This is a genomic window from Gardnerella sp. KA00255, assembly GCF_049244095.1.
GTDB classification, from domain to species: Bacteria; Actinomycetota; Actinomycetes; order Actinomycetales; family Bifidobacteriaceae; genus Bifidobacterium; species Bifidobacterium vaginale_F.
Genome location: NZ_CP058374.1, coordinates 885,640 through 906,299, shown reverse-complemented (window position 1 = coordinate 906,299; position 20,660 = coordinate 885,640). Strand labels below are relative to the sequence as shown.

Below are 20,660 nucleotides of genomic sequence, written 5' to 3'. Positions count from 1 at the left end.
TGGCTCCGCTGGTTTTGCTGGTTTCTTATGGGCGTTTTTTGCTATGTGTTATTTTGTAATTTTATGTTTATTTGCGTAAAGAAAATGTTATTTTAAACTTTCGACCACAATGCATAAAAAAGCTTTGTCTATTTAAAAATATTCGTTAAAGTAATACAAACATCCACGGTTGGGGTTGATTGAAAGCAATAAAAGGAGCATTTAAAGCATGTGAATATGGCATGTGAGTAAAGCATGTGAGTATTAGAAAGTTGGGGCATAAAATGACATGCGTTGGAGGTAGATACCAGCTACTTGGAGAGCTTGGTCGCGGTGGCACGTCTACAGTGTTTCTTGCTGTAGATAACGTGTTGCAGCGAACTTGGGCTGTAAAAGAAGTTATTTTAGGTTCAAATCCTAATCGTGATTTTGTTATGAATGCTTTGAAAGCGGAAATTTCCATTTTAAATCGTTGCGATCATCCTCTTATACCTCGCATTGTTAACTATTTTGAAGAAAATAATCGCGCTTATATAGTGCGAGATTATGTTCAAGGAAATTCTCTTTCATATATTGTTGCTAAAAATGGCGCTCAAAATGCTGAATTTGTGATCAAAATTGGCTTGGAATTATGCGACATATTGAAGTATCTTCATAACTTGCATCCTTGTGTAATTTATGGCGATATGAAGCCAGCAAATGTGATAATAAACAACGAGAATCATGTAAAACTTATAGATTTCGGAGCTTCTCAAGAGTTGAGAACAATACGTGATATAAGTTCAAATGATTATGGTAATGCTATTTTTGCGACTAAAAGTTTTTCTGCTCCTGAGCAATTAGATAAGCGCGCAAATATAACTGTTCAATCAGATATTTATGCATTAGCTGCAACTTTGGGATATGTGCTTTTAGGTAAAAAAGTTGAATTCGATAAGCGCACTGGCAAAATCGGTTTTTCTTATATGCTTAATGAGCGTGAGTCTGAAAATAATATGCATAAGCGAGCTGATTTAGATTTAACTTCTAAATTATGCAAGATTGTAGAATGCGGTATGTGCGCTGATCCTATGCATAGGTATCGTTCTTGCGATGATATGATGAATGACTTACTTATATTGCAAAAATTATTAAGTAAGTATAAGTCTTGCGCTATTTCTGAGATTGGTGCCGTATCGGATGCTGCTACTGTCTCTAGTGTTGCTGCAGTTTCTAATGTTGGTGCTGTTTCGGATGTCTCTACAGTTTCGAATGTTGCTGCTGTTGCGAATAATGCTGCTACAGTTTCTGGTATCAATAATGTTTCTGGTATCAGTACTGTTTCTGCGGCTAGTATGTTTTCTGCGTCTAATAATCAAACTTCTGATTCAGAATCGTGCGATGATAATTCATATGATTTTAAAGAAGATCATAGTAATAATTCATTTAAAGATGAGTTCTGCGAAGAAGAAACTAGAAAAGACTTTTCTAGTCGCGAGAAAAAATCGTATGCAAGCAGAAGGGAGCGCACTGCTAATAAGAGGAAGAACTTTGTGCGAATTTTAGCGCTAGTTCTTTCTGGAGCTTTGTGCTTTGTTCTAAGTCCTGTGAGTTTTGCTGTATCTCAACGCGTGAGAAATGAAAATTATGACAATAATATTCGCAATTGCGTTTCTGCTTTAACTTCTAAAGAAGCTGAAATGTATTGCGTGCGTGCGATAAGTGATGAATCAATGCCGATGACTCCTGTGCTTAAATTATTGGAGTATTATTGCAAAGATTATCGCTGGGATGAAAGTGAAATAGTTGCATTTAATAAGATTATTTCAACTTATGAAGCAAGATTGCGCAATCAACCTGAACTATGGTCTAAGCTTTCTTTTGAGATAGGTAAGGCCTATTGGTTTTATGCTTTTGATTTCTTTAAGTCAGAAAATTTTGAAGATGATTCTGAAGTAGATGCGAATAATTCTGAAATTAGTGATTCTAAAAGCGGGCGTAATTATAAGACTGATGATTTTAGTAATTCGCGTGACAGTAATTCGCGCGACGATAATTTGAATAATTCAGATATTTCTGAAAAAGAGTATGCAGAAGATGTTTATAAAGCTGTTGGTTGGTTTGAAGAAGCTTTAAATAGTGAGGATTCTTCAAATTATGAGCTTATTAAACTATATAAGTCTGTCGCCAAATCGTATTTGCAGCTAATTAGAGAATCCAGTGAGGAATCAAAATATTCTACTGATAATTTAATTAATTCTTCTGAAGATTCTACTAATCAGAACAGTGAGCTGAGCTATGCGCAAAATCAGCAAAAGAAAGCGTATTATCGCGACTTTTGTGATTGCCTTATAAGGCTGCTCAAAAAGACTTATGAAAATAATAATGCAGCTTTGCGTATTGGTATGGCTGAAGTTGCTGTGGATAGTGCTCAATTCTTGGACGCGACTTTAGACGATGAAAACGATAAAAATAACGTGCAAAAAACTTATGAGTTAGCTTATGGTTTAGCGCAGTCTACTAATACTACGAGTTGCATTCTTGAATCTCGAAAGCAACAATTGCTAAGTATTTATGAAGTTATCAAAGAAAATGTGGGTGTTGCTGATAATAAATCTGAATACAAAGATGCAAATAATAAAGAAGTAAATAGTAAAAAATCTAATAGTAAAAAGTCAAATCAAAATAATGCAGATAAAGGAATACTCATAGATAAAAAAGATATAAATACTCATAAATATGCAGATACAGGTGGAGTTTATATCAACGATGACGCTAAAGGAGGTGATGGCAATGATTTTAAAGGAATGAGTTGGAGTAGTACACGAGTCAAATCAAATAAAAATGGGAAGCAAAAGACTACTAAGCGCAACTAAATAGTGGCTAAAAATAACTAAAACAAGGTGGCTGATTTCAGTTTAAACGGATTGCAATTTAGTTTATGTGAATCCAGTTTAAGTGGATCCAGTTTAAGTGGATCCAGTTTAAGTGGATCACAGTAGTGGATTGCAGTTTAAGAAGAGAGCTTTAAATAGGGGGAAAGTATGACAGCTAATATGTGGAATATGTTGGGATATTCACTCCTGATAATGGGTGTGTTATTGTGCTTCGGAGCGTTCGCTTTGGCGAAGATTGCTGTGTTAAAGCGAGCTGTTAGTTCAGTTGGCACTTTAATTAAAACATCTGCAAGGCATGGTCAAAAATATTCATCATGCGCAAATCATCGTGGATTATCTATTTTTCAAAAGTTTCGTGAAAGTCGCGGAAGGCGCGTTATAGTCCGATCTAAAAAGCGGTTTTTGAGGGGTAGTTTTTGTAGCAATAGTCGTCCTAGATCTTCTAGTCTAATACAAATTTCTTTGCGTACAAGTAACTCTAAGAATTCTGGCGTTAATCGTGTAAATAAACGTTTGCTTTGTCTTGTATGAGCGAATAAACGTAATGATTAAATTAATTTATTTGTAGCTCTAATTTAAATTTGAGTAAAAGTGTTTTGTATCTGTTTATTTGGGGGAATGTGATTATGAAGAGGTTGGGTAAGCATAGTATTTATACATCTTCATCTCATAAACGATGGGTGTATATTCCTATAGTTTTAATAGTTATTATTTCTTGGATGTGTATGAATGAGACGCATATTAATGCATTTTTGCATGATGTAAAGTCTTCTTCTGCAATGGCTGAAGGCAAAGAATTACGTAATGCTAATGAATTACGTAATGCTGATGATTTGCGTCCGAGTAGTGATTTGCGTGATTTTGATTCGCGCGGACTTAGAAATTTACATGTTAAAAATGTGGATTTTCGTGGTGAAAATGATACGAAAATATCTAATAAAAGCATGTTTGCTTTCGCTCACGCATATGTGCGCTTAAAAATTACTATAGATGGATTTACAAGAGAGTTTGCTAAAAATCTTAAAACCGTGCGAGTTAATATACCGAGTTATAACTCGACTAATAATTCTCGTTTGTATAGGAATTTTCTAGCATTATCGGAAGATGTTGAAGTTAATTACAAAGAGAATCCTCAAATTAAGTCGCTTCCTTTAGATGCGCTTACGAGTTATACGATTAACTTAACTCTTAAAAACGAAGGCATATATGATTTATCTAAGATAACTGTGAAGTCTGTTTCTCTTAGGTATCCTTCGCGTTATCGCATTTATTCTAATTCAAAGAATTATGATTCTGAAAATAATGCGGATAATGGTATTAGGGATAATGGTATTTCTGGCAATGTTGTTGCGGATAATAATAAAGCGGATAATAGCAGTTTGTCTATTAGCAATTTTGATAATAATCAAAGTTTTATTCGTTACATAGTAATTGACAATACGCGTCCGAAAATATCTGTTAAATACGAAGATAATAATTCTCGAGATATGCAATATTTCAATACTCGTAGAATTGCGCATGTAACAATTCAAGATGAGAATTTTGCTTTAGTTAAGAGCTTAGAGCCTGCGATGCCTATAGCAGTTAATTCTTTTAACAATAACAAGGTAATTCTTACTGCTTCTGATTTTACTAAAGAGGATACAAGCAAGAAATGGCATGCGACAGCGAATTATGACGACGGATTTTGGTGCGTGCTATATGGATTTGTAGATCTTTCTGGGAATAAGTCAGAAATATTAAAAAATTCATTTATTGTAGACAGTAAATCTGCTAATGCTGGGATTACGAATACCGGTAGCAATGAAAAGCGTGACAGTGGTTCTCGCGACAGTGATGTTGATTCTAGTAATAGCGATGCTATACGTAGTGATGCTGCTACTGATCGTAATAGGGCTTCTGATGTGAACAATGATTCAAATAATAATACGCGTAATTCCAATGATTCTAAGTCTTCATCGGTAAATGTTGGAAATTCTAAAAGTGCTAAAAAAGAAGCTACTAACGAAAATCTGAATAAAAGTAATAAAGCTAGAAAAGATTATCTCGTAGAAAAGTCTGTTAAGACAAGTGCGAAAATTAAGCGTTCTTCGAATAATGCGGCAAATGGTTCTTCGAATAATGCGGCAAATAAGAGAGTGAGTCAGAAAGTTAATGGAAAAGTTAGTCAGAAAGGTAGTCAGAAAGTTAGTCAAAAAGTTGGGGGAAAAGATTCTCTGAAGTCTGCTTATAGCCGCAAATCTGATGATATCAATAAGCGAGATAGTAGTCCAAAACGTGTTGAAGAATCTAATGCCTCTGATGTTTCTAATGCTTCTGATGCGTCTAGTGCGTCTAAAAAACAAGAGAAAGATGAGGATTCTTCTGATAAAACAGTGCAAAAAACTAAAGGTAAAAGTGCTGAAAAGAATGAAAACGATTCTGAAGTTAGTAATACAAAATCAAATAAAAGCGTTAAGAAAAATAAGAATGTTTCACGAAGTGTTTATAGATTGCATCCTAGATGGAAAGCAATATTAAAAGATCATAATCGAGCTATGCCGCATGACATGGCGGATGCTATAAGGTTAAATCGCAGTGCAAGAAAGTCTTACGCTAAAAAGGATTCTTCTAACCGCGCTTCTGCAGATTCGTCTAATAAATCTAGTACTAAATCTAAGAAATCTTCTGATAATTCAGCAAATCATGATGATTCTGAAGAAGATAGTGCTAATAAAGATAAAACGAGCGATAAAGATAGCGATAGTGATAAAGGTGATGATGGCGATAAAGATAGCGGATCTAAAAGCGATGATGATAAGAATAGTAAGGATTCTAAAGATAAAAATAAAGATGATTCAGAAAATCAGGGGGAAATTTCGAATGAGCATTCCAATAAGAAGCTAATGTCTGAAGATAAATCATTCTCAAACAATCCTTCTAAAAACAATAATGCTGGATTATTAATTGCAATTGCCGTAATAATTGTTAGTGTTTCTGGCGTTTGTGTAGTTGGATATTTTGTTTATCGTCATGACGGGAAGCTTTTTGGGAATTAACCCCGAATTTTATAATAAAAAAGCCCGCCGCGGTGGAATGAGTGCAGCGGGCTTAGTGGAGCTAATGGTAATCGAAACCACGACCTCTTCGATGCGAACGAAGCGCTCTACCAACTGAGCTATAGCCCCAATATCTTACGACAACTCTCCAAGGTTACTACAAAATTTATATAAGCACAACGAGGTGCGTATATAGGCTATCGGTGTGTCGCGCGAGAGTGGCGATATTGCATTGGAGGTTTGGTTTTGACTATTACTTAATCTGTGACTATTCCTTATTGGAAGCGTCGGTTTTCTTCGCTTTATGAGCAATATGAGCTTTAATCAGACCTATAAAAGTAGGGATAAGTGATAATAGCAAAATCGCAACGATTACTAATTCAAAATTTTTCTGCACAAAAGGTATGTTTCCAAAGAAATATCCGAGGAAAGTAAAAAGTGAAGACCATGTTATTGCGCCAAGAATCGAATATGGCGTGAATCTTATCCACTTCATGCCAGAAATTCCAGAAATAAACGGCATAAATGTGCGAATAAACGGGAAGAACCTACCCATGAATACTGCTAAAGGTCCCCACTTGTCAATCATCTTTTCTGTTTTCGCAAGTCGCTCAGGAGTAAGAGCTTTAACCATACCTGATTCAACTATTTTGCGTCCGAAGAAATGGCCTATCATGTAGTTGCATTGATCGCCAATAATTGGAGCAAGCCAAACAACACAAAGTAATAATGGAAGTGGCAAGGCGACGTTACCAGTTTTAACGTCTGGTGCTGCAAAAACTCCAGCCGCGAACAACAATGAATCGCCTGGCAAAAATGGGAAGAACACAACTCCTGTTTCAATAAAAATTACTAAGAATATAATCCCTAGCGCTGGTGCTGTGCCCATGGCAATCCAGCCAGCTATGGCTGAGTGTGGATTTTTGAGAAGATTAGCAATAAAATCAATGAATCCCATGAATATCCTGTCGTATGGCTGCAACGATGCTATTGAAACGTTGCATATGTCAATTAACTCGGACTACTAATTATATTGCAATGCTTCAACTTAAGAAGTTTTGCAAATGTGCATATAAGCGTACACTCGTATAAAATATGGTGATAGATAAAGGTAAATTTTGTGACGTAAAATATAAAGTGTTACAGTAAATAGGAAGGAGTTCGGCTGATATGAAGACTAAAGTAAATAGTGATAAAAAGTCTGAATCTGTAGAGGAAAATTATTCTATTTCTAATTCCGTAGATATGTCAAAGCCGGATGAGGAGCTTTCTATTGCAGATATTTCGCGTAAAAACTCTAATCCTAAATGGGTGGCTTTATACGTAGTTGTTTTGCTTGTAGCTATTATTGCTCCGTATTGGGAAGGCAGAACCCTTGCGGCAAATAATACAAATTGGGTTATAGATAATTTCTCAGTTCTTTCGCCAGCTGGAGTTGTTTTTATTTCTTGGATTGTTACTGTAACGCTGTTTACTTGTTTGGCTATGACTGTTATTGAGCCAAAACAGTGGATATGGAGAATTGGCTTACTCGTATTTTTGGCATTTGAACAATTTATTGCTGGATTGTGCTTGTTGCGATTAAGTTTCTGGTATTCTACTCATGTTGTTTACGGTGCTTCAGCTGCTTTGGCGAATGCTGCTAATCTTGGAATTATATCTGCTGGATTTGGTGTTGCTGCGTTTGCAATATTATTTGTTGGCTTACTCGTTGTAGTGCCTAAAAAATCGCGCCTTAACGTATTTACGAGAAGCTGGGCATCTTTCCTTATGTTCTACACTGTTGAAGTTATTTCAATATTAATAGTTTTGTTTGGCGGTTTTCTAACAGCAATGTAGTTGATGCAGCTAATGCAAAATTGGATTGTAGTTGAATTTTATTTTGCGCTTAGAATTTTTGCGTTCATATATTAATTTGTTCTCGCTTAGCTGTAACATTGAAACTCGGCGTGTAACGCCCGCGGATTGAGAGCGCTACAACATGAGGTTGTGGCACCGCGCAGTGATATTAAGGAGGACGCCGTGGCATTAACGGCTGAAGATAAGAAGAATATTATCAACGAATACGCGACGCACGAGGGTGACACGGGTTCCCCAGAAGTGCAGGTCGCTTTGTTGAGCAAGCGCATTGCTGATCTCACTGAGCATTTGAAGGAGCACAAGCACGATCATCATTCTCGTCGTGGTTTGCTTCTTATGGTTGGTGATCGTCGTCGTCTTCTTGATTATTTGAAGCGCGTTGACATCAATCGCTATCGTTCTTTGATTGAACGACTTGGCTTGCGTCGATAATCTTTTTTGACCCGGGTGTTATTATGCCCGGGTCTTTTTGCATTTCTTCTGAGTTTTAAACATATTTGTTTGTGTGAAAAGCTTAGTAGAGAAGTGTAGGAGAGAAAATCTTAAGAGAAAATCTTAGGAAAAAAGTTTAAGAAGAAAACTTAAAAAACTTAAGAGAGAAAATCTTAAAAGCAATAATTTAAGAGAGTAACTATTGAGAGAGTCTTGAGGGAGCCTTAAGAGAGCCTTTAAAGAGTCTTGAGAGAGTAATTTAAGAGAATAAAGAAACTAAGAAGTTTGAGAGAAATAAAATCCTCAGAATAATTTAAATAATTCTGTAGATTTAAAATCTGGGAAGACAGAAAGTCTCGAGAAGAAAATAATAAAAGTTAAAATAATAAATTATAAATAAAATAATAGAGTAATAATTAAGGCAGTAAAATCTTTAATATATATTAAAGAAGATTGAATATTAAAACTTAATTAGTCTTTAATTCAGCACAATGTATTTGTAAATAGCGCTGAATTATTTTAATTTTATAACTAAAAAATGAAGTATAACTAAATAAGGATGATTGAAGTAGCCGAAACAAAAAACACTACGAAATATTGGCGTAATGCAAGTGTTGCAAAGATTGCAAATATTCGCATATAGGTAATGATGCGGATTCGTCAATGTTATTACGCATGTTGGTTGATTAGGTAAGTTAAGAAAAGGAGGAACCCGTGGAGGGTCCCGAAATTAAGGCTGTAGAAGCCGTTATTGATAATGGTTCATTTGGAAAGCGTACGATGCGCTTTGAAACTGGTCGTCTCGCTCAGCAAGCGGACGGTGCTGTTGCCGCATATTTGGATGATGATTCCATGATTTTGTCTACGACGACTGCAGGATCTAGTCCAAAGGAAAATTACGACTTCTTCCCATTGACTGTTGATGTGGAAGAAAAAATGTATGCTGCTGGAAAGATTCCAGGATCTTTCTTCCGTCGTGAAGGCCGTCCTTCTAACGAAGCAACATTAGCATGCCGTATTATCGATCGCCCATTACGTCCATTGTTCCCACACACTTTGCGTAATGAAGTGCAAGTTGTTGAAACAATTTTGGCAATTAATCCAGATGATGCATACGATGTTATTGCTTTGAATGCTGCATCTGCATCTACTATGATTTCTGGTTTGCCATTTGAAGGCCCAGTTTCCGGCGTTCGCTTGGCTTTGATTGATGGTCAGTGGGTTGCTTTCCCACGCTGGAGTGAGCGCGAGCGTGCAGTATTTGAGATTGTTGTTGCTGGTCGTGTTATTGAAAATGGCGATGTTGCTATTGCAATGATTGAAGCTGGCGCTGGCAAGAATGCTTGGAATTTGATCTACAATGAGGGTCAAACTAAGCCAGATGAGGAAGTTGTTGCTGGCGGTTTGGAAGCTGCAAAGCCGTTTATTAAGGTTATTTGCGATGCTCAGAATGAGTTGAAGCGTATTGCAGCTAAAGAAACCAAGGAATTCCAGCTGTTCCCGGAGTATACTGACGAACTTTATGCCAGAATCGATGAGATTGCTCATGCTGATTTGAATGAGGCTCTTTCTATTGCTGAAAAGCTTCCTCGTCAAGATCGCATTGCTGAAATTAAGGAAGGCGTGCGTGCTGCAATCGCAGAAGAGTTTACTGATATGGACGATGAGGAGAAGGAAAAGGAGCTTGGTAACGCTTTCAAGGAGTTACAGCGCCAGATTGTTCGTCGTCGTATTTTAACGGAAGATTATCGTATTGATGGCCGCGGTTTACGCGATATTCGTACGCTTTCTGCCGAGGTTGATATTGTTCCTCGCGTTCATGGCTCTGCGCTCTTCCAGCGTGGCGAGACTCAGATTTTGGGCGTAACTACTTTGAATATGCTTAAGATGGAACAGCAAGTGGATGCACTTTCTGGTCCACAAACTAAGCGTTATATGCACAATTACGAAATGCCTCCATATTCCACTGGTGAAACTGGTCGCGTTGGTTCTCCAAAGCGTCGTGAAATTGGTCACGGTGCTTTAGCTGAAAAGGCTTTGGTGCCAGTTTTGCCAAGTCGCGAAGAGTTCCCATACGCTATTCGTCAGGTGTCTGAGGCTATTGGTTCCAATGGTTCAACTTCTATGGGTTCCGTTTGCGCTTCTACGCTTTCTTTGCTTGCAGCTGGTGTGCCTTTGAAGGCTCCTGTTGCTGGTATTGCTATGGGCTTGGTTTCTGGCGATGTTGATGGAAAGCATATCTTCAAGACTTTGACCGATATTCTCGGTGCAGAAGATGCTTTCGGTGATATGGACTTCAAGGTTGCCGGTACCTCCGAGTTCATCACTGCTTTGCAGCTTGATACTAAGCTTGATGGTATTCCAGCTGATATTTTGGCTGCCGCTTTGCAGCAGGCTCACGAAGCTCGTTCAACGATTCTTGAAGTTATTAACGAGTGCATTGATTGCCCAGCTGAGATGAGCCCATTTGCTCCACGCATTATCACAACCACAATTCCTGTAGATAAGATTGGTGAAGTTATTGGTCCTAAGGGCAAGATGATTAACCAAATTCAGGAAGAAACTGGTGCTGAAATTGCTATTGAAGATGACGGTACTGTTTACATTTCTTCTGAAGGTGGCGAAGCTGCAGAGAAGGCGAAGGAAATCATCGACTCTATTGCAAATCCTCGCGTACCAAAGGCTGGTGAAACTTTCACTGGTAAAGTTGTTAAGACTACAAGCTTTGGCGCTTTCGTAAACTTGACTCCAGGAACTGACGGTTTGCTTCATATTTCGCAGATTCGCAATTTAGCAAATGGTGAGCGTATTGACACTGTTGAAGACGTGCTGAAGGAAGGCGATAATGTTGAAGTTATCGTGCAAAGCGTAGATGAGCGCGGAAAGATTTCTTTGGCTATTCCAGGTTTTGAAGATCAAGAATCTTCAGCTCCTGCAGGCAGGGAAAATCGTACTCGTAACTCCCATGATGATCGCGATAGCAATGATCGCGGTGATTATCGTGCTCGTTCACGTCGTGATGATCGAGACAATCACGATCGTTCAGACCGCAATGATCACGCTGATCGTCCTCGTCGCCGCATGCGTGACGACCGCGATGATCGAGATCGTGTGAATCGCGACGACCGTTATGCTGATCGCGATAGTCGTTATGATGACCGCGGTAGCCGTCGTGATGATCGTCGTGATGACCGTCGTGCAGATCGTGCAGATCGCGACGACCGCTACAATGACAGTGATTTTGACGATCGTCCTCGTCGCCGTATTCGCGATGATCGCGATGCTCGATATGATAATCGTGATGATCGTGACGTACGTGAATCTCGTGAATCGCGTGATGACCGTGATGACCGCGGTAGCCGTCGCGATTCAGAAAATCGTCGCGCATCTGATCGAAATCCACGTTATGCAGCAGATGATGATCACTATGATGAATATCGTTCAGCTCGTGATGAACGTGCAGAACGTCCTCGTCGCCGTGTGCGCCGCGATTTTGATCCATTCGAGGAGAATTAATCGCGCAAATAGTATTAAAGCAAAATTATTGCTAGATACTAACTAAAAATGAATATTTGTAGAAATGCCTTCAAACTGCGTTTGCATTTGGGGGCATTTCTCATAAACATCAATTAGCAAAGCCTAATTAACATATTAGTCATTCTAATTAGCGAGATGCGCATGAAGCATATATTATGCAATCTCTGCAATGAACTAGTATGAAAGCATATATAAAAACAGGAAAAGTTTATACTACCAGCGTAGGGGTGAAATATGGTTATGCATCGCGCATTAGGTTCGTTTGATACAACTGCTATTGGTTTTGGCGAAATGCCGTTAACAATAGAAAATAATCTTGGCCATGATATGGGAATTGAAACAATTCACGCGGCTCTTGATGCAGGTTGTACGCATATTGACACAGCTTGGGCATATTACTGCTCTGGTGGCGAGGAACAAACTGGCGAAAAGCTTGTTCGTGAGGCTTTAGAAAGCTGGAAAGGCGACAAATCTTCTATTCTGGTTGCTACTAAAGTCGGTCACTTCCGTAACTTTACTGACGGACGACCAACATGGGGTAAAGATGGCAAGCCAGAGCATTTGATTGCGCATGCCAAAGAGTCTGCAATGGCTTTAGGTGTTGACACTATTGACTTGCTTTACTTCCACAGGCCAGATCCAGAAGTTCCATACAATGAGTCTATTGAAGCAATGCAACAGTTGCTTGACGAAGGTGTGTCTCGAGAAATCGGTATTTCTAACGCTTCTGTAGAGCAGATTGATATTGCTCGCAATATTTTAGGAGAAAAGTTAGTAGCAGTACAAAATCAATATTCTCCAGTTCATTTAGAGAATGAAGATACCTTGCAATATTGCGAAAAGCTCGGAATTGCTTTTGTTTGCTGGAGTCCTCTTGGTGGATTCCGTCATCCTTATGACGAGCATCTTTTTGATCCATTCCGCAAAGTTGCAGAAAATCATGGCGTAAGCTATCAGCAAGTAGTTTTGGCTTGGGAGCTAGCTAAAGGCGATCACATATTCGTAATTCCTGGAGCTCACAGACCGGCTACAATTTTAGATAGTTTGAAAGCTTCCGATTTGCAATTAAGCAATGAAGAATTGGCTTATTTAGGCTGAAAGAAAACAATAAAATGCAAGAAACAAGCGTAACTGGTATGCCATTGCCTCACGAAGATGAGGATGGTGCACCAATTCCTGTGACTATTCCGGTGGCGTTAGGAACTCGCACTCGTGCAGTTTTTACTACTAGATTGGGTGGGATTTCTGAAGGATTATTTGCTTCACTTAATTTAGGTGGTCGCGCAGGAGATAATGCAGAAGCTGTAGCGAGCAATCGCGCATCTTTAAAAAAAGCTTTGCAAGCCGATTTGTCGCTTGTTGCTCAAGTTCATGGCAGAGAAGTATTTGACGCAGATAGTGTAGTAGATTCATGGAATACTTCTTACGGCTTTGATGCAACAGGTTTTGCGGATTCGCAATTTAGAATTGAAGCAGATGCGCAAGTTTCAACTGCGTGCTCTCTCGCTTTGGGCATGTTTGCTGCTGATTGTTTGCCAGTTTTACTTGCGGACGACGAAGCTGGAGTAATCGCTGCAGCGCATTGTGGGCGAAAAGGATTGATGGCTGGCGTGCTTGATTCTGCCATCGAAGCAATGTGCGAAAAGGGAGCTGAGCGTTCTCGCATAACAGCAGTGCTCGGCCCATGTATTTGTGGAGATTGCTACGAAGTTGGTGAGAGTATTGCTCGCGATTTTGAAAAACGTTATCCACAAACTGTAACACAAACGCGTTTCGGTGGAATCGGTATTGATATTGCTGAAGCTGCTCGCATTGATTTAGCGCTCGCAGGAGTAGCGAATATTGTTGATGCTTTGCCGCGAGTTACAGCTGCAACGCAATATTTATCTGAAGATGAGGAATTGCGCACGATTTGCGAAGTAGATGGTGAAGGCGAGTCCTTAGCTGCACGCTTGCAGGATTTGCATAATCCTCTTTGTACTTTGGAAAATCCACTCTGGTATTCTCATCGCCGTGCTAGTTTGGCTGGAAAATCGCATGAAGGAAGATTGCTTGCTCTTATAATCAAGGACAAGTAGAAAGATATTGTTATGCATCAAATCAACATAGTTATCTCAGGGTTTGGTCCATATTCAGATCTTGACATAAATCCTTCTTATGAAGTTCCACGCGCGCTGTCACTTATGCAAAGCGATCAGTTTTCTTTACCAAAAGACACAACTATTAAAGTCACATCCGTAATGCTACCTATTAGTTTTGCTAATTCTTGGCCAGAACTATTAGAAATAGTCGAACGTGAAAATGCGAATATAGTAATATCGACTGGTGTTAAGCATGCTGCTCGTGGAGTGCAACTAGAGCGTTGTGCTACGAATATGATGGATGCTAAAAAGCCTGATGTTGATAATCGTAGACCTCAGCGAATGCCTATTGTAGAGGATGGTCCTGCGGCTTATTGGACTCGTTTGCCATTGCGTATGATTTTAAATGATTTTGCGCATGAAGGTATTGCTTCAACTTTAAGCTCAGATGCTGGAACATATGTTTGCAATTCGCTTTTTTACAGATTATTACATTGGTCTGCTGGTAAAACGGATAGGCGATTATTGGCTGGTTTTGTGAGTTTTCCGCCTGTTGTTGAATCTCATGATGCTCGTCATGGTTTGCCTTTGGATATGCAAATTAAAGCTGGTCAAGATATTGTAAGTGAAGCTGTGAAGTACTATCTTAAGCCTTCATCTTCGGATATTTTATTTGAGTAGATTTTATTCTTATATCCTATTTTTATATTTTGTATTTATTTATTGTGTGAGCTTCGCAAAAACGTGCGCAACACCCGAGTGTTTTGCTTGCGTAAGTGATAGCGTTAATGCTGGTATTCGCATGCAGATTGTCTGCTTTGTATGCTGTTGGTGAAAGGAACGCCATGGTGGATCGATTCTCAGTCGGATTAAGAGGATACGACAAAGAAGAAGTAAATAAAGCTATAGCAAACTATGAGCGTACTGTAGCGCGTTTACGAGAACAAGTACGTTCTAGTGATGAATCTATTTTGCAGCTTCAAGCTCAATTGCAAGAAGAAAAAAATAACGTAAAACGAGCTAAAAGTGGTACTACTTTTGCGTCTTTAGGTGCTAATGCTCAACAGTTACTTGCTTCTGCAGAGCAAACTAGCGCTCAATTATTAGAGCGCGCTAAACAAGATGCTGCTTCGATTAAAAAAACTGCTCGTGCTCAAGCTGGAACTTTGCTTAATAATGCAAAGTTGGATGCTGAACATTTGTTGCAGGAAGCGCAAACTAAGGCTGATACAATGCTTTCGAATGCAAGTAAACAGTCTGAGCAAATGATGAATGCTGCGCAAGAAGATTCAGATCGACTTCGTTCTTCAGCTCAACGTGATGTTAAGGCTTTGCGTGATTCAACTACATTGGAATTAAATAATGCTAGAGAAGAACACAATAAGAAGATGGCGTCTGAATTAGCTCAGCAGGAGCGAAATATTGCTGATATGAAGGCGGAAGCTTCTAAAGCAATAGCTGAGCAGCGTTCTACGGCTAATGATGAGATTGCTCATGCTAAAGCTGAAACGAACGATCAGATTGAAACAGCTTTGGCTGATGCGAATAAAAAGTTGGCTGATATGCGCGAGCGTGCTTCGAAAATGATGGCAGAAGCACAGCGTAAGGCAGGCGAAATTACTGATGCTGCTAGCGCTAAGGCTCAAGAGATTGCTGATGCTGCACAAGTTGAGCGCACTAAGACTTTAAGTCAGGTGAGTGCGGAAGTTGAGCAGATTCGTGCGGATATTGCTCAGCAACAGGAAGATGCGACTAAGAAAGTTGACGCTTTGCTTGCTGGTTTGAAGGATCGTGAAAAGGCTTCTCAGGAGGAAGCTGAAGCGCTGATTGCTCGTGCAAAGGGAATTCATCAAGATGCGGATGATTATGCTGCTCAAACGCATAAATCAGCTGATGAGCAAGCTGCTCAAATTGTTAGAAAAGCTATGAAAGAAGCTACTGAGCAGGTTGAAGAGCGTAGGGCTGCAGCTCAGCAAGAATTAGATGGTATGACTGCTAGGTTGAATCAGTTGCAGCATAGAGAAGCAACTATTACTCAGCGCGTTACTGAATTGCGTTCGCTTTTTACAAACGCATTTGCAGGATTTGATTTTGGTGATGATAAGCAGCAGGGTTCCAATAGTATGTCTTCTGATTTAAATGATGATGTGGATGAGTCAGATATTGATAATCTCAGCGGTGCTGATGCTAGCGATAATAATGTGTCTGCTATATCTGATAACTCTGATGATAGCCAAAATGATGATTCTAAACGTGTTCAGCGCGAGGCTCAGCGTGAAATTCAAGATGCTCTTGCTGAATCTGAAGAATCGTGACGCTAGGTTATTGAAATATATAAGATTGTAAGAATTAAGAATTGTAGTGAATTTACAAATATAGGAAATTAGAAAGGTTGAAAAGTGGCTGAGATTTCTGCTTTAACTACAGAGGCATTGCAAGGTTTGCGAGATGATTTTGATGCAAATCCTTTGAATCGTTTGGCTATGAATGGTGTGACTGCGGCCGGTATTGATAAGGTTGCTAAGAATTATGATCGTGCGCGTTTACTGCAGCGCCGTTTTTCAACGATTGTAGACAATGGTGACGCAAGGCATCAGGATCATTCTGGCAGATGCTGGTTGTTTAGCTCATTGAATGTTGCTCGATTCGTGGCTAAAAAAGCTTTGAAAGTTAAGGATTTTGAGTTTTCTCAGAATTATGCCATGTATTATGACAAGCTTGAGCGAATCAACTACTTCTTAAAGGATGTTGCTGATCTTGTTCGTTCTGGCGAGCCTTCTGATTCTCGTTTAGTTCAGCATTTGCTTAGTGATGTTATGGGTGACGGCGGCCAGTGGACTATGGCTATGAACGTCTATAAGAAGTATGGTGCTGTTCCAAAGGATTTGTATCCAGAAACTGAGTCTTCTAAAGACACTGGTGATATGAATACTCAGCTTAAAAAGCTTTTGCATACAGCTGTTGCTCATATGTATGCTAATGCTGCTGATATTGATGATATTGTTTCTGAAACTATGGCTGCAGGTCATAGGATTTTAACTATTCATTTGGGCGAGCCTCCAAAAAGCTTCGATTGGGAGTGGACGGACGAAGACGGAAAATTCCATCGTGACGGTGAGGTTACGCCAGTTGAGTTTTGGAAGAAGTACGTTACTGCTGGCTTAGAGGATTATGTTTGCTTGGTAGATGATCCTCGCGCTGAGCATCCTAAGGGCAAGAAGATTGCTATTGAGCACTTGGGTAATGTTGCTGGCGGAGATGCCACGGAATATTTGAACGTGCCAAACCAGTTTATGAAGGATTGCGTGCGTAAGGTTCTTGTTGAGCAGGGCATTCCTGTTTGGTTCGGTGCTGATTGCCATCCTATGATGGATCGCGATAATGGCGCTTGGGCTACTGATTTGTTCGAGTATGATCGCGTTTATGGCGTTGATTTTGACTTGAATAAGGAGCAGCGCGTACGTTTTGCTGATTCGGCGATGAATCACGCTATGGCTTTTGCTGGTGTGGATGTTGCTGATGATGGAACTACTACTCGTCGTTGGCGCGTGGAGAACTCTTGGGGAGCGGACATTGCTGACAAGGGTTACTTTACGATGAGTGACGATTGGTTCACTGAATACGTGTATGAAGTTGCAGTTCCGAAGAATTTGCTTCCAGAGGAATATCGCAAAGCACTAGAAGAACCAGCAATTGTATTACCGGCGTGGGATCCAATGGGCGCTTTGGCTTAGCTTAAGCGCATTGGGCGCTTAAGCTACTCCAAAGCGCCGCGCTTGCTTAGAGTTGGAAGTCCAGTGGACTTCCAACGCGAGCGCGGCGGTGTTCTCGTCTTTATTTCAAGACGAGAACACCGACCACATCAGGTGTGGTTGGCTTTTCGTGTGCGCTTTGGCCTAGGCTAATTTCACTAGGAAATTAGCCTACCTCAAAGCGCCGAGCCGCTTAGTGCAGAAGCACAGTGTGCTTCTGCTGCGGCGAGGGCATTCGCGCGCTTAGACCGCGCGAATGCAGATGACTAACGCGAAGCTGCATAATGCGCTTCGCGTTACTCCAAAGCTCCGAACTCGCTATTGCAGAGAGTCCGGTGGACTCTCTGCGCGAGTTCGGCGGTGCGCGTTCTAAAAACGCGCGCCGACCACACTAGGTGTGGTTAGACTTCCAACGCAAGCGCGGCGGTGCGAGTTTTGTTTTATAGGATGGTGACAAATGGAATCTACAGCTGAACAGTGTGCTTCAAGCGTGGTTAAAAAAGCTGTTGAAAACGGTCAAAATCCGCTTAATTCTGCGAAATTCCAGCGCTGGGAGGATCAGGTTGGTGTGGATCGCATTATTAACCGCCGCGTGCTTGAGCTTGAGCCGCTTCCAACTCCTGCTCAGGTGCTTGGTGAGTTGCCGTTGTCGCCGTATGCGCAGGATATTGTTGCTGAGTCGCGTGATGAGATTCGCGGCTGTTTGAATGGCGACGACGATCGCCTTCTTGTTATTGTTGGCCCGTGTTCTGTGCATGACCCTAAGGCTGCTCTTGATTATGCGAATCGTTTGGCTAAGTTGCGCTCAGAGCTCGAAGATGAGCTTCTTATTGTTATGCGAGTGTATTTTGAAAAACCGCGTACAGCTCTTGGATGGAAGGGTTTGATTAACGACCCGGATATTGACGGAACGCATGATATTCATAAGGGTTTGTTGCTTGCGCGTAAGACTTTGCTTGGTGTTTTGGATGCTGGTTTGGCTGCTGCTACTGAGTTTTTGGAGCCGACTAGTCCTCAGTTTATTGCGGATGCTGTGAGTTGGGGTGCGATTGGTGCGCGTAATACTGAGTCTCAGATTCATCGTCAGCTTGCTAGTGGTCTTTCTATGCCGGTTGGTTTTAAGAATGCTACAGATGGTTCTGTTTCTGCTGCTGTGAATGGCTGCTTGGCTGCGAGCCAGCATCATACGTTCTTTGGTATTGATCATCTTGGTCGCGCTTGTGCTGTGCAGACTCTTGGTAACCCGGATTGCCACGTGGTTTTGCGCGGTTCTAGTAAGGGACCGAATTATGATGCTGCTTCGGTTGCGTCTGCTGTGGCTTCAATTCGTTTACGTTTGGGTACTGGTTGCATGGCTTCGCATGGCGTGGTTGTGGATTGCTCGCATGGTAATTCTGGCAAGGATGAGCGTCGCCAGATTGAGGTTGTGCGCGAGATTGCGGATCGTTTGACTGCTGGCGAGCAGGGTATTAAGGGCGTTATGATGGAGAGCTTCTTGCAGGGTGGTAATCAAGATCCTGCTCCTCTTAGCGAGCTTGAATACGGCAAGTCTATTACTGATCGTTGTATTTCTTGGGAAGATACTGCCGATTTGCTAAGAACTTTAGCTAAATCTGTTGCAACACGCCGTAGAGATTAGAGATTGTAGTAAGATAATCTCAATTTACTTCTGCTAGGCTTATATTTTTACTGTATTTGCCGTCTATTTTTGCACTATATTTTGCGTACAAGGGAGTGTGTTGAAATGTATAACAAAGACTTTAATAAAGCGAATAAAGCAAATAAAGCAGATAAAGCGAATGAAGGTTTTGCGTGTAAAGCGCTACCGATTGTGCGTTATGTATTGTTCTCTTTGATTGCAACTGGTGTTATTTTGCTTGCTTTTGCATGGTATCGTGGCACGCATAGTGCTGGGTATACGCTTGTTACGTTTTCTGCTTTGTGGTTTAGCGTTTTTATACCGTTTGTAACTGGAATTGCTTTGCTTGTTTTTGCTAACGGATGGCGTCGCATTGTTGGCACTTTAGTTTGTGTGTTGATTATAGCTGGATCTTTCGCTTTTTTTGCTTTGCAGGATCAAATTATTGCGTTTCTCAATGTTCCTGTTGTGAATCCTTGGTTTGATTTTACGTGCGGCGCATCGCTGAATATTGCGACTTTAACTTTTGTTATTATGACTTTAGTATGCGCGTTTTTGTTTAATCGTAATAGCAAATGCATAAGTAGCGAAGTAAAAAAGGATGATTCTGTTGATGTCTGATAATGAGAAAATTACGAAAGTTGATATTACTAAAGTTGCTGTTGTTGGCGCTTTAGAGGAAGAAGTTGCGCATATTTCTAGCGCGCTTGAAAATGTAAGTCTTAAGAAGGCTGCAAGTCTTGATGTGTCTTGTGGAACTCTTGACTCGGCAGATGGTAGGAAAATCGAAGTCGCGGCTACGGTTGGTGGCATGGGCTTGGTTAATGCTGCTGCAACTGTGCAGTATCTTATTGACACATATAACCCTCAAGTCGTAATCTTTTCGGGTATTGCAGGAAATCTTAATAAAAATTTGCATATGAACGATGTCGTTCTTGGAAAAACTGTAAAATATCTCGATACTGATATGCGTTTAATCGGTCAATGGAAGCCGTTTGCAAGCGAATTTCATTCGGATGATTACTTGCTTAAAGTAGCTAGCAATGTATTAACTGACATGAAAATTACGCATATTTCAGGAACAATCGCGTCCGGCGGCTATTTCGTTGATTCTCCAGAAAAAGTAGCAGAAGTAATTGCAGCTACTCAAGCGGATGCTGTGGAAATGGAAGGCGCAGCAGTCTTGCATGTTGCTGCACGTAACGATGTTCCTGCGCTTATTGTGCGCGCAATGAGTGATAACGCGGATACTCAATACGAAACATTTAAGACTTTCGATATTTCCGAATACGCGGATACTGCTGCAAAAATTACTGTAAATATAATCCGCAATTTGTGACATTTCGACACGCTGATGTGGTCGCCACCCTACGTTTACGCAAATAGCGCAATAAGTAGCGCCAAATACCGCCATTTTTGGTACCCATTTTATTTTTGCCGGTGCGGTTTAACCCACCTATTTATGA

At 40.4% G+C, this 20,660-nt stretch carries 15 protein-coding genes and 1 tRNA gene; 14 read left to right on the top strand and 2 right to left on the bottom strand.

From position 1 onward, the window contains the following. The first annotated feature begins 263 nt into the window (after positions 1 to 263). From HXT51_RS03635 to HXT51_RS03625, 3 genes are all read left to right on the top strand, one after another. Positions 264 to 2,834 carry a serine/threonine protein kinase gene (locus tag HXT51_RS03635; protein WP_421776207.1) on the top strand — a complete coding sequence of 857 codons (2,571 nt, stop codon included), beginning with the start codon at positions 264 to 266 and terminating at the stop codon, positions 2,832 to 2,834. 168 nt (positions 2,835 to 3,002) lie between these two features. After that, positions 3,003 to 3,386 carry a hypothetical protein gene (locus HXT51_RS03630; RefSeq protein WP_421776206.1) on the top strand — a complete coding sequence of 128 codons (384 nt, stop codon included), beginning with the start codon at positions 3,003 to 3,005 and terminating at the stop codon, positions 3,384 to 3,386. A 95-nt stretch (positions 3,387 to 3,481) separates the two neighbouring features. Beyond that, entirely contained in the window at positions 3,482 to 5,893 is a 2,412-nt protein-coding gene (locus HXT51_RS03625; protein WP_421776205.1) for a hypothetical protein, read from the top strand. A 56-nt stretch (positions 5,894 to 5,949) separates the two neighbouring features. Here the strand turns inward: HXT51_RS03625 and HXT51_RS03620 are convergent. Beyond that, positions 5,950 to 6,022 (bottom strand) — tRNA-Ala (locus HXT51_RS03620). 139 nt (positions 6,023 to 6,161) lie between these two features. Continuing rightward, entirely contained in the window at positions 6,162 to 6,851 is a 690-nt protein-coding gene (locus tag HXT51_RS03615; RefSeq protein ID WP_415692308.1) for a DedA family protein, read from the bottom strand. A gap of 212 nt (positions 6,852 to 7,063) precedes the next feature. Between HXT51_RS03615 and HXT51_RS03610 the strand changes: the two genes are divergently transcribed. The 11 genes from HXT51_RS03610 to mtnN all read left to right on the top strand — a co-directional run bounded on the left by HXT51_RS03610 (position 7,064) and on the right by mtnN (position 20,533). After that, entirely contained in the window at positions 7,064 to 7,732 is a 669-nt protein-coding gene (locus tag HXT51_RS03610; RefSeq protein WP_374703757.1) for a teichoic acid transporter, read from the top strand. A 183-nt stretch (positions 7,733 to 7,915) separates the two neighbouring features. Then, the gene (gene rpsO, locus HXT51_RS03605; protein WP_004109774.1) at positions 7,916 to 8,185 is read left to right on the top strand and encodes a 30S ribosomal protein S15; all 270 of its coding nucleotides are present in this window, start codon (positions 7,916 to 7,918) and stop codon (positions 8,183 to 8,185) included. 714 nt (positions 8,186 to 8,899) lie between these two features. Next, complete coding sequence (locus HXT51_RS03600) at positions 8,900 to 11,701, top strand: polyribonucleotide nucleotidyltransferase (protein ID WP_421776204.1); 2,802 nt, start codon at positions 8,900 to 8,902, stop codon at positions 11,699 to 11,701. Between the two features lie 255 nt (positions 11,702 to 11,956). Continuing rightward, positions 11,957 to 12,820 (top strand): aldo/keto reductase, encoded by an 864-nt coding sequence (locus HXT51_RS03595; protein ID WP_180978571.1) that lies wholly within the window; start codon positions 11,957 to 11,959, stop codon positions 12,818 to 12,820. A 14-nt stretch (positions 12,821 to 12,834) separates the two neighbouring features. After that, positions 12,835 to 13,800 (top strand): polyphenol oxidase family protein, encoded by a 966-nt coding sequence (locus HXT51_RS03590; protein ID WP_421776203.1) that lies wholly within the window; start codon positions 12,835 to 12,837, stop codon positions 13,798 to 13,800. 12 nt (positions 13,801 to 13,812) lie between these two features. Next, complete coding sequence (locus tag HXT51_RS03585; protein ID WP_415705592.1) at positions 13,813 to 14,484, top strand: pyroglutamyl-peptidase I; 672 nt, start codon at positions 13,813 to 13,815, stop codon at positions 14,482 to 14,484. Positions 14,485 to 14,648: 164 nt separating this feature from the next. Then, on the top strand, positions 14,649 to 16,118 hold the full coding sequence (locus tag HXT51_RS03580; protein ID WP_421776202.1) for a cell division protein: 1,470 nt from the start codon (positions 14,649 to 14,651) through the stop codon (positions 16,116 to 16,118). Positions 16,119 to 16,202: 84 nt separating this feature from the next. Continuing rightward, positions 16,203 to 17,537 carry a C1 family peptidase gene (locus HXT51_RS03575; RefSeq protein ID WP_421776201.1) on the top strand — a complete coding sequence of 445 codons (1,335 nt, stop codon included), beginning with the start codon at positions 16,203 to 16,205 and terminating at the stop codon, positions 17,535 to 17,537. 475 nt (positions 17,538 to 18,012) lie between these two features. Next, complete coding sequence (locus HXT51_RS03570; RefSeq protein WP_421776200.1) at positions 18,013 to 19,194, top strand: 3-deoxy-7-phosphoheptulonate synthase; 1,182 nt, start codon at positions 18,013 to 18,015, stop codon at positions 19,192 to 19,194. A gap of 105 nt (positions 19,195 to 19,299) precedes the next feature. Next, positions 19,300 to 19,815, top strand: coding sequence for a hypothetical protein (locus HXT51_RS03565; RefSeq protein WP_415692301.1), 516 nt, complete (start codon positions 19,300 to 19,302; stop codon positions 19,813 to 19,815). Beyond that, a complete protein-coding gene (gene mtnN / locus HXT51_RS03560; RefSeq protein WP_103084535.1) occupies positions 19,808 to 20,533 on the top strand; it encodes a 5'-methylthioadenosine/S-adenosylhomocysteine nucleosidase in 726 nt (241 codons plus the stop codon). The genes HXT51_RS03565 and mtnN overlap by 8 nt, the downstream gene beginning before the upstream one ends. Positions 20,534 to 20,660 lie beyond the last annotated feature (127 nt).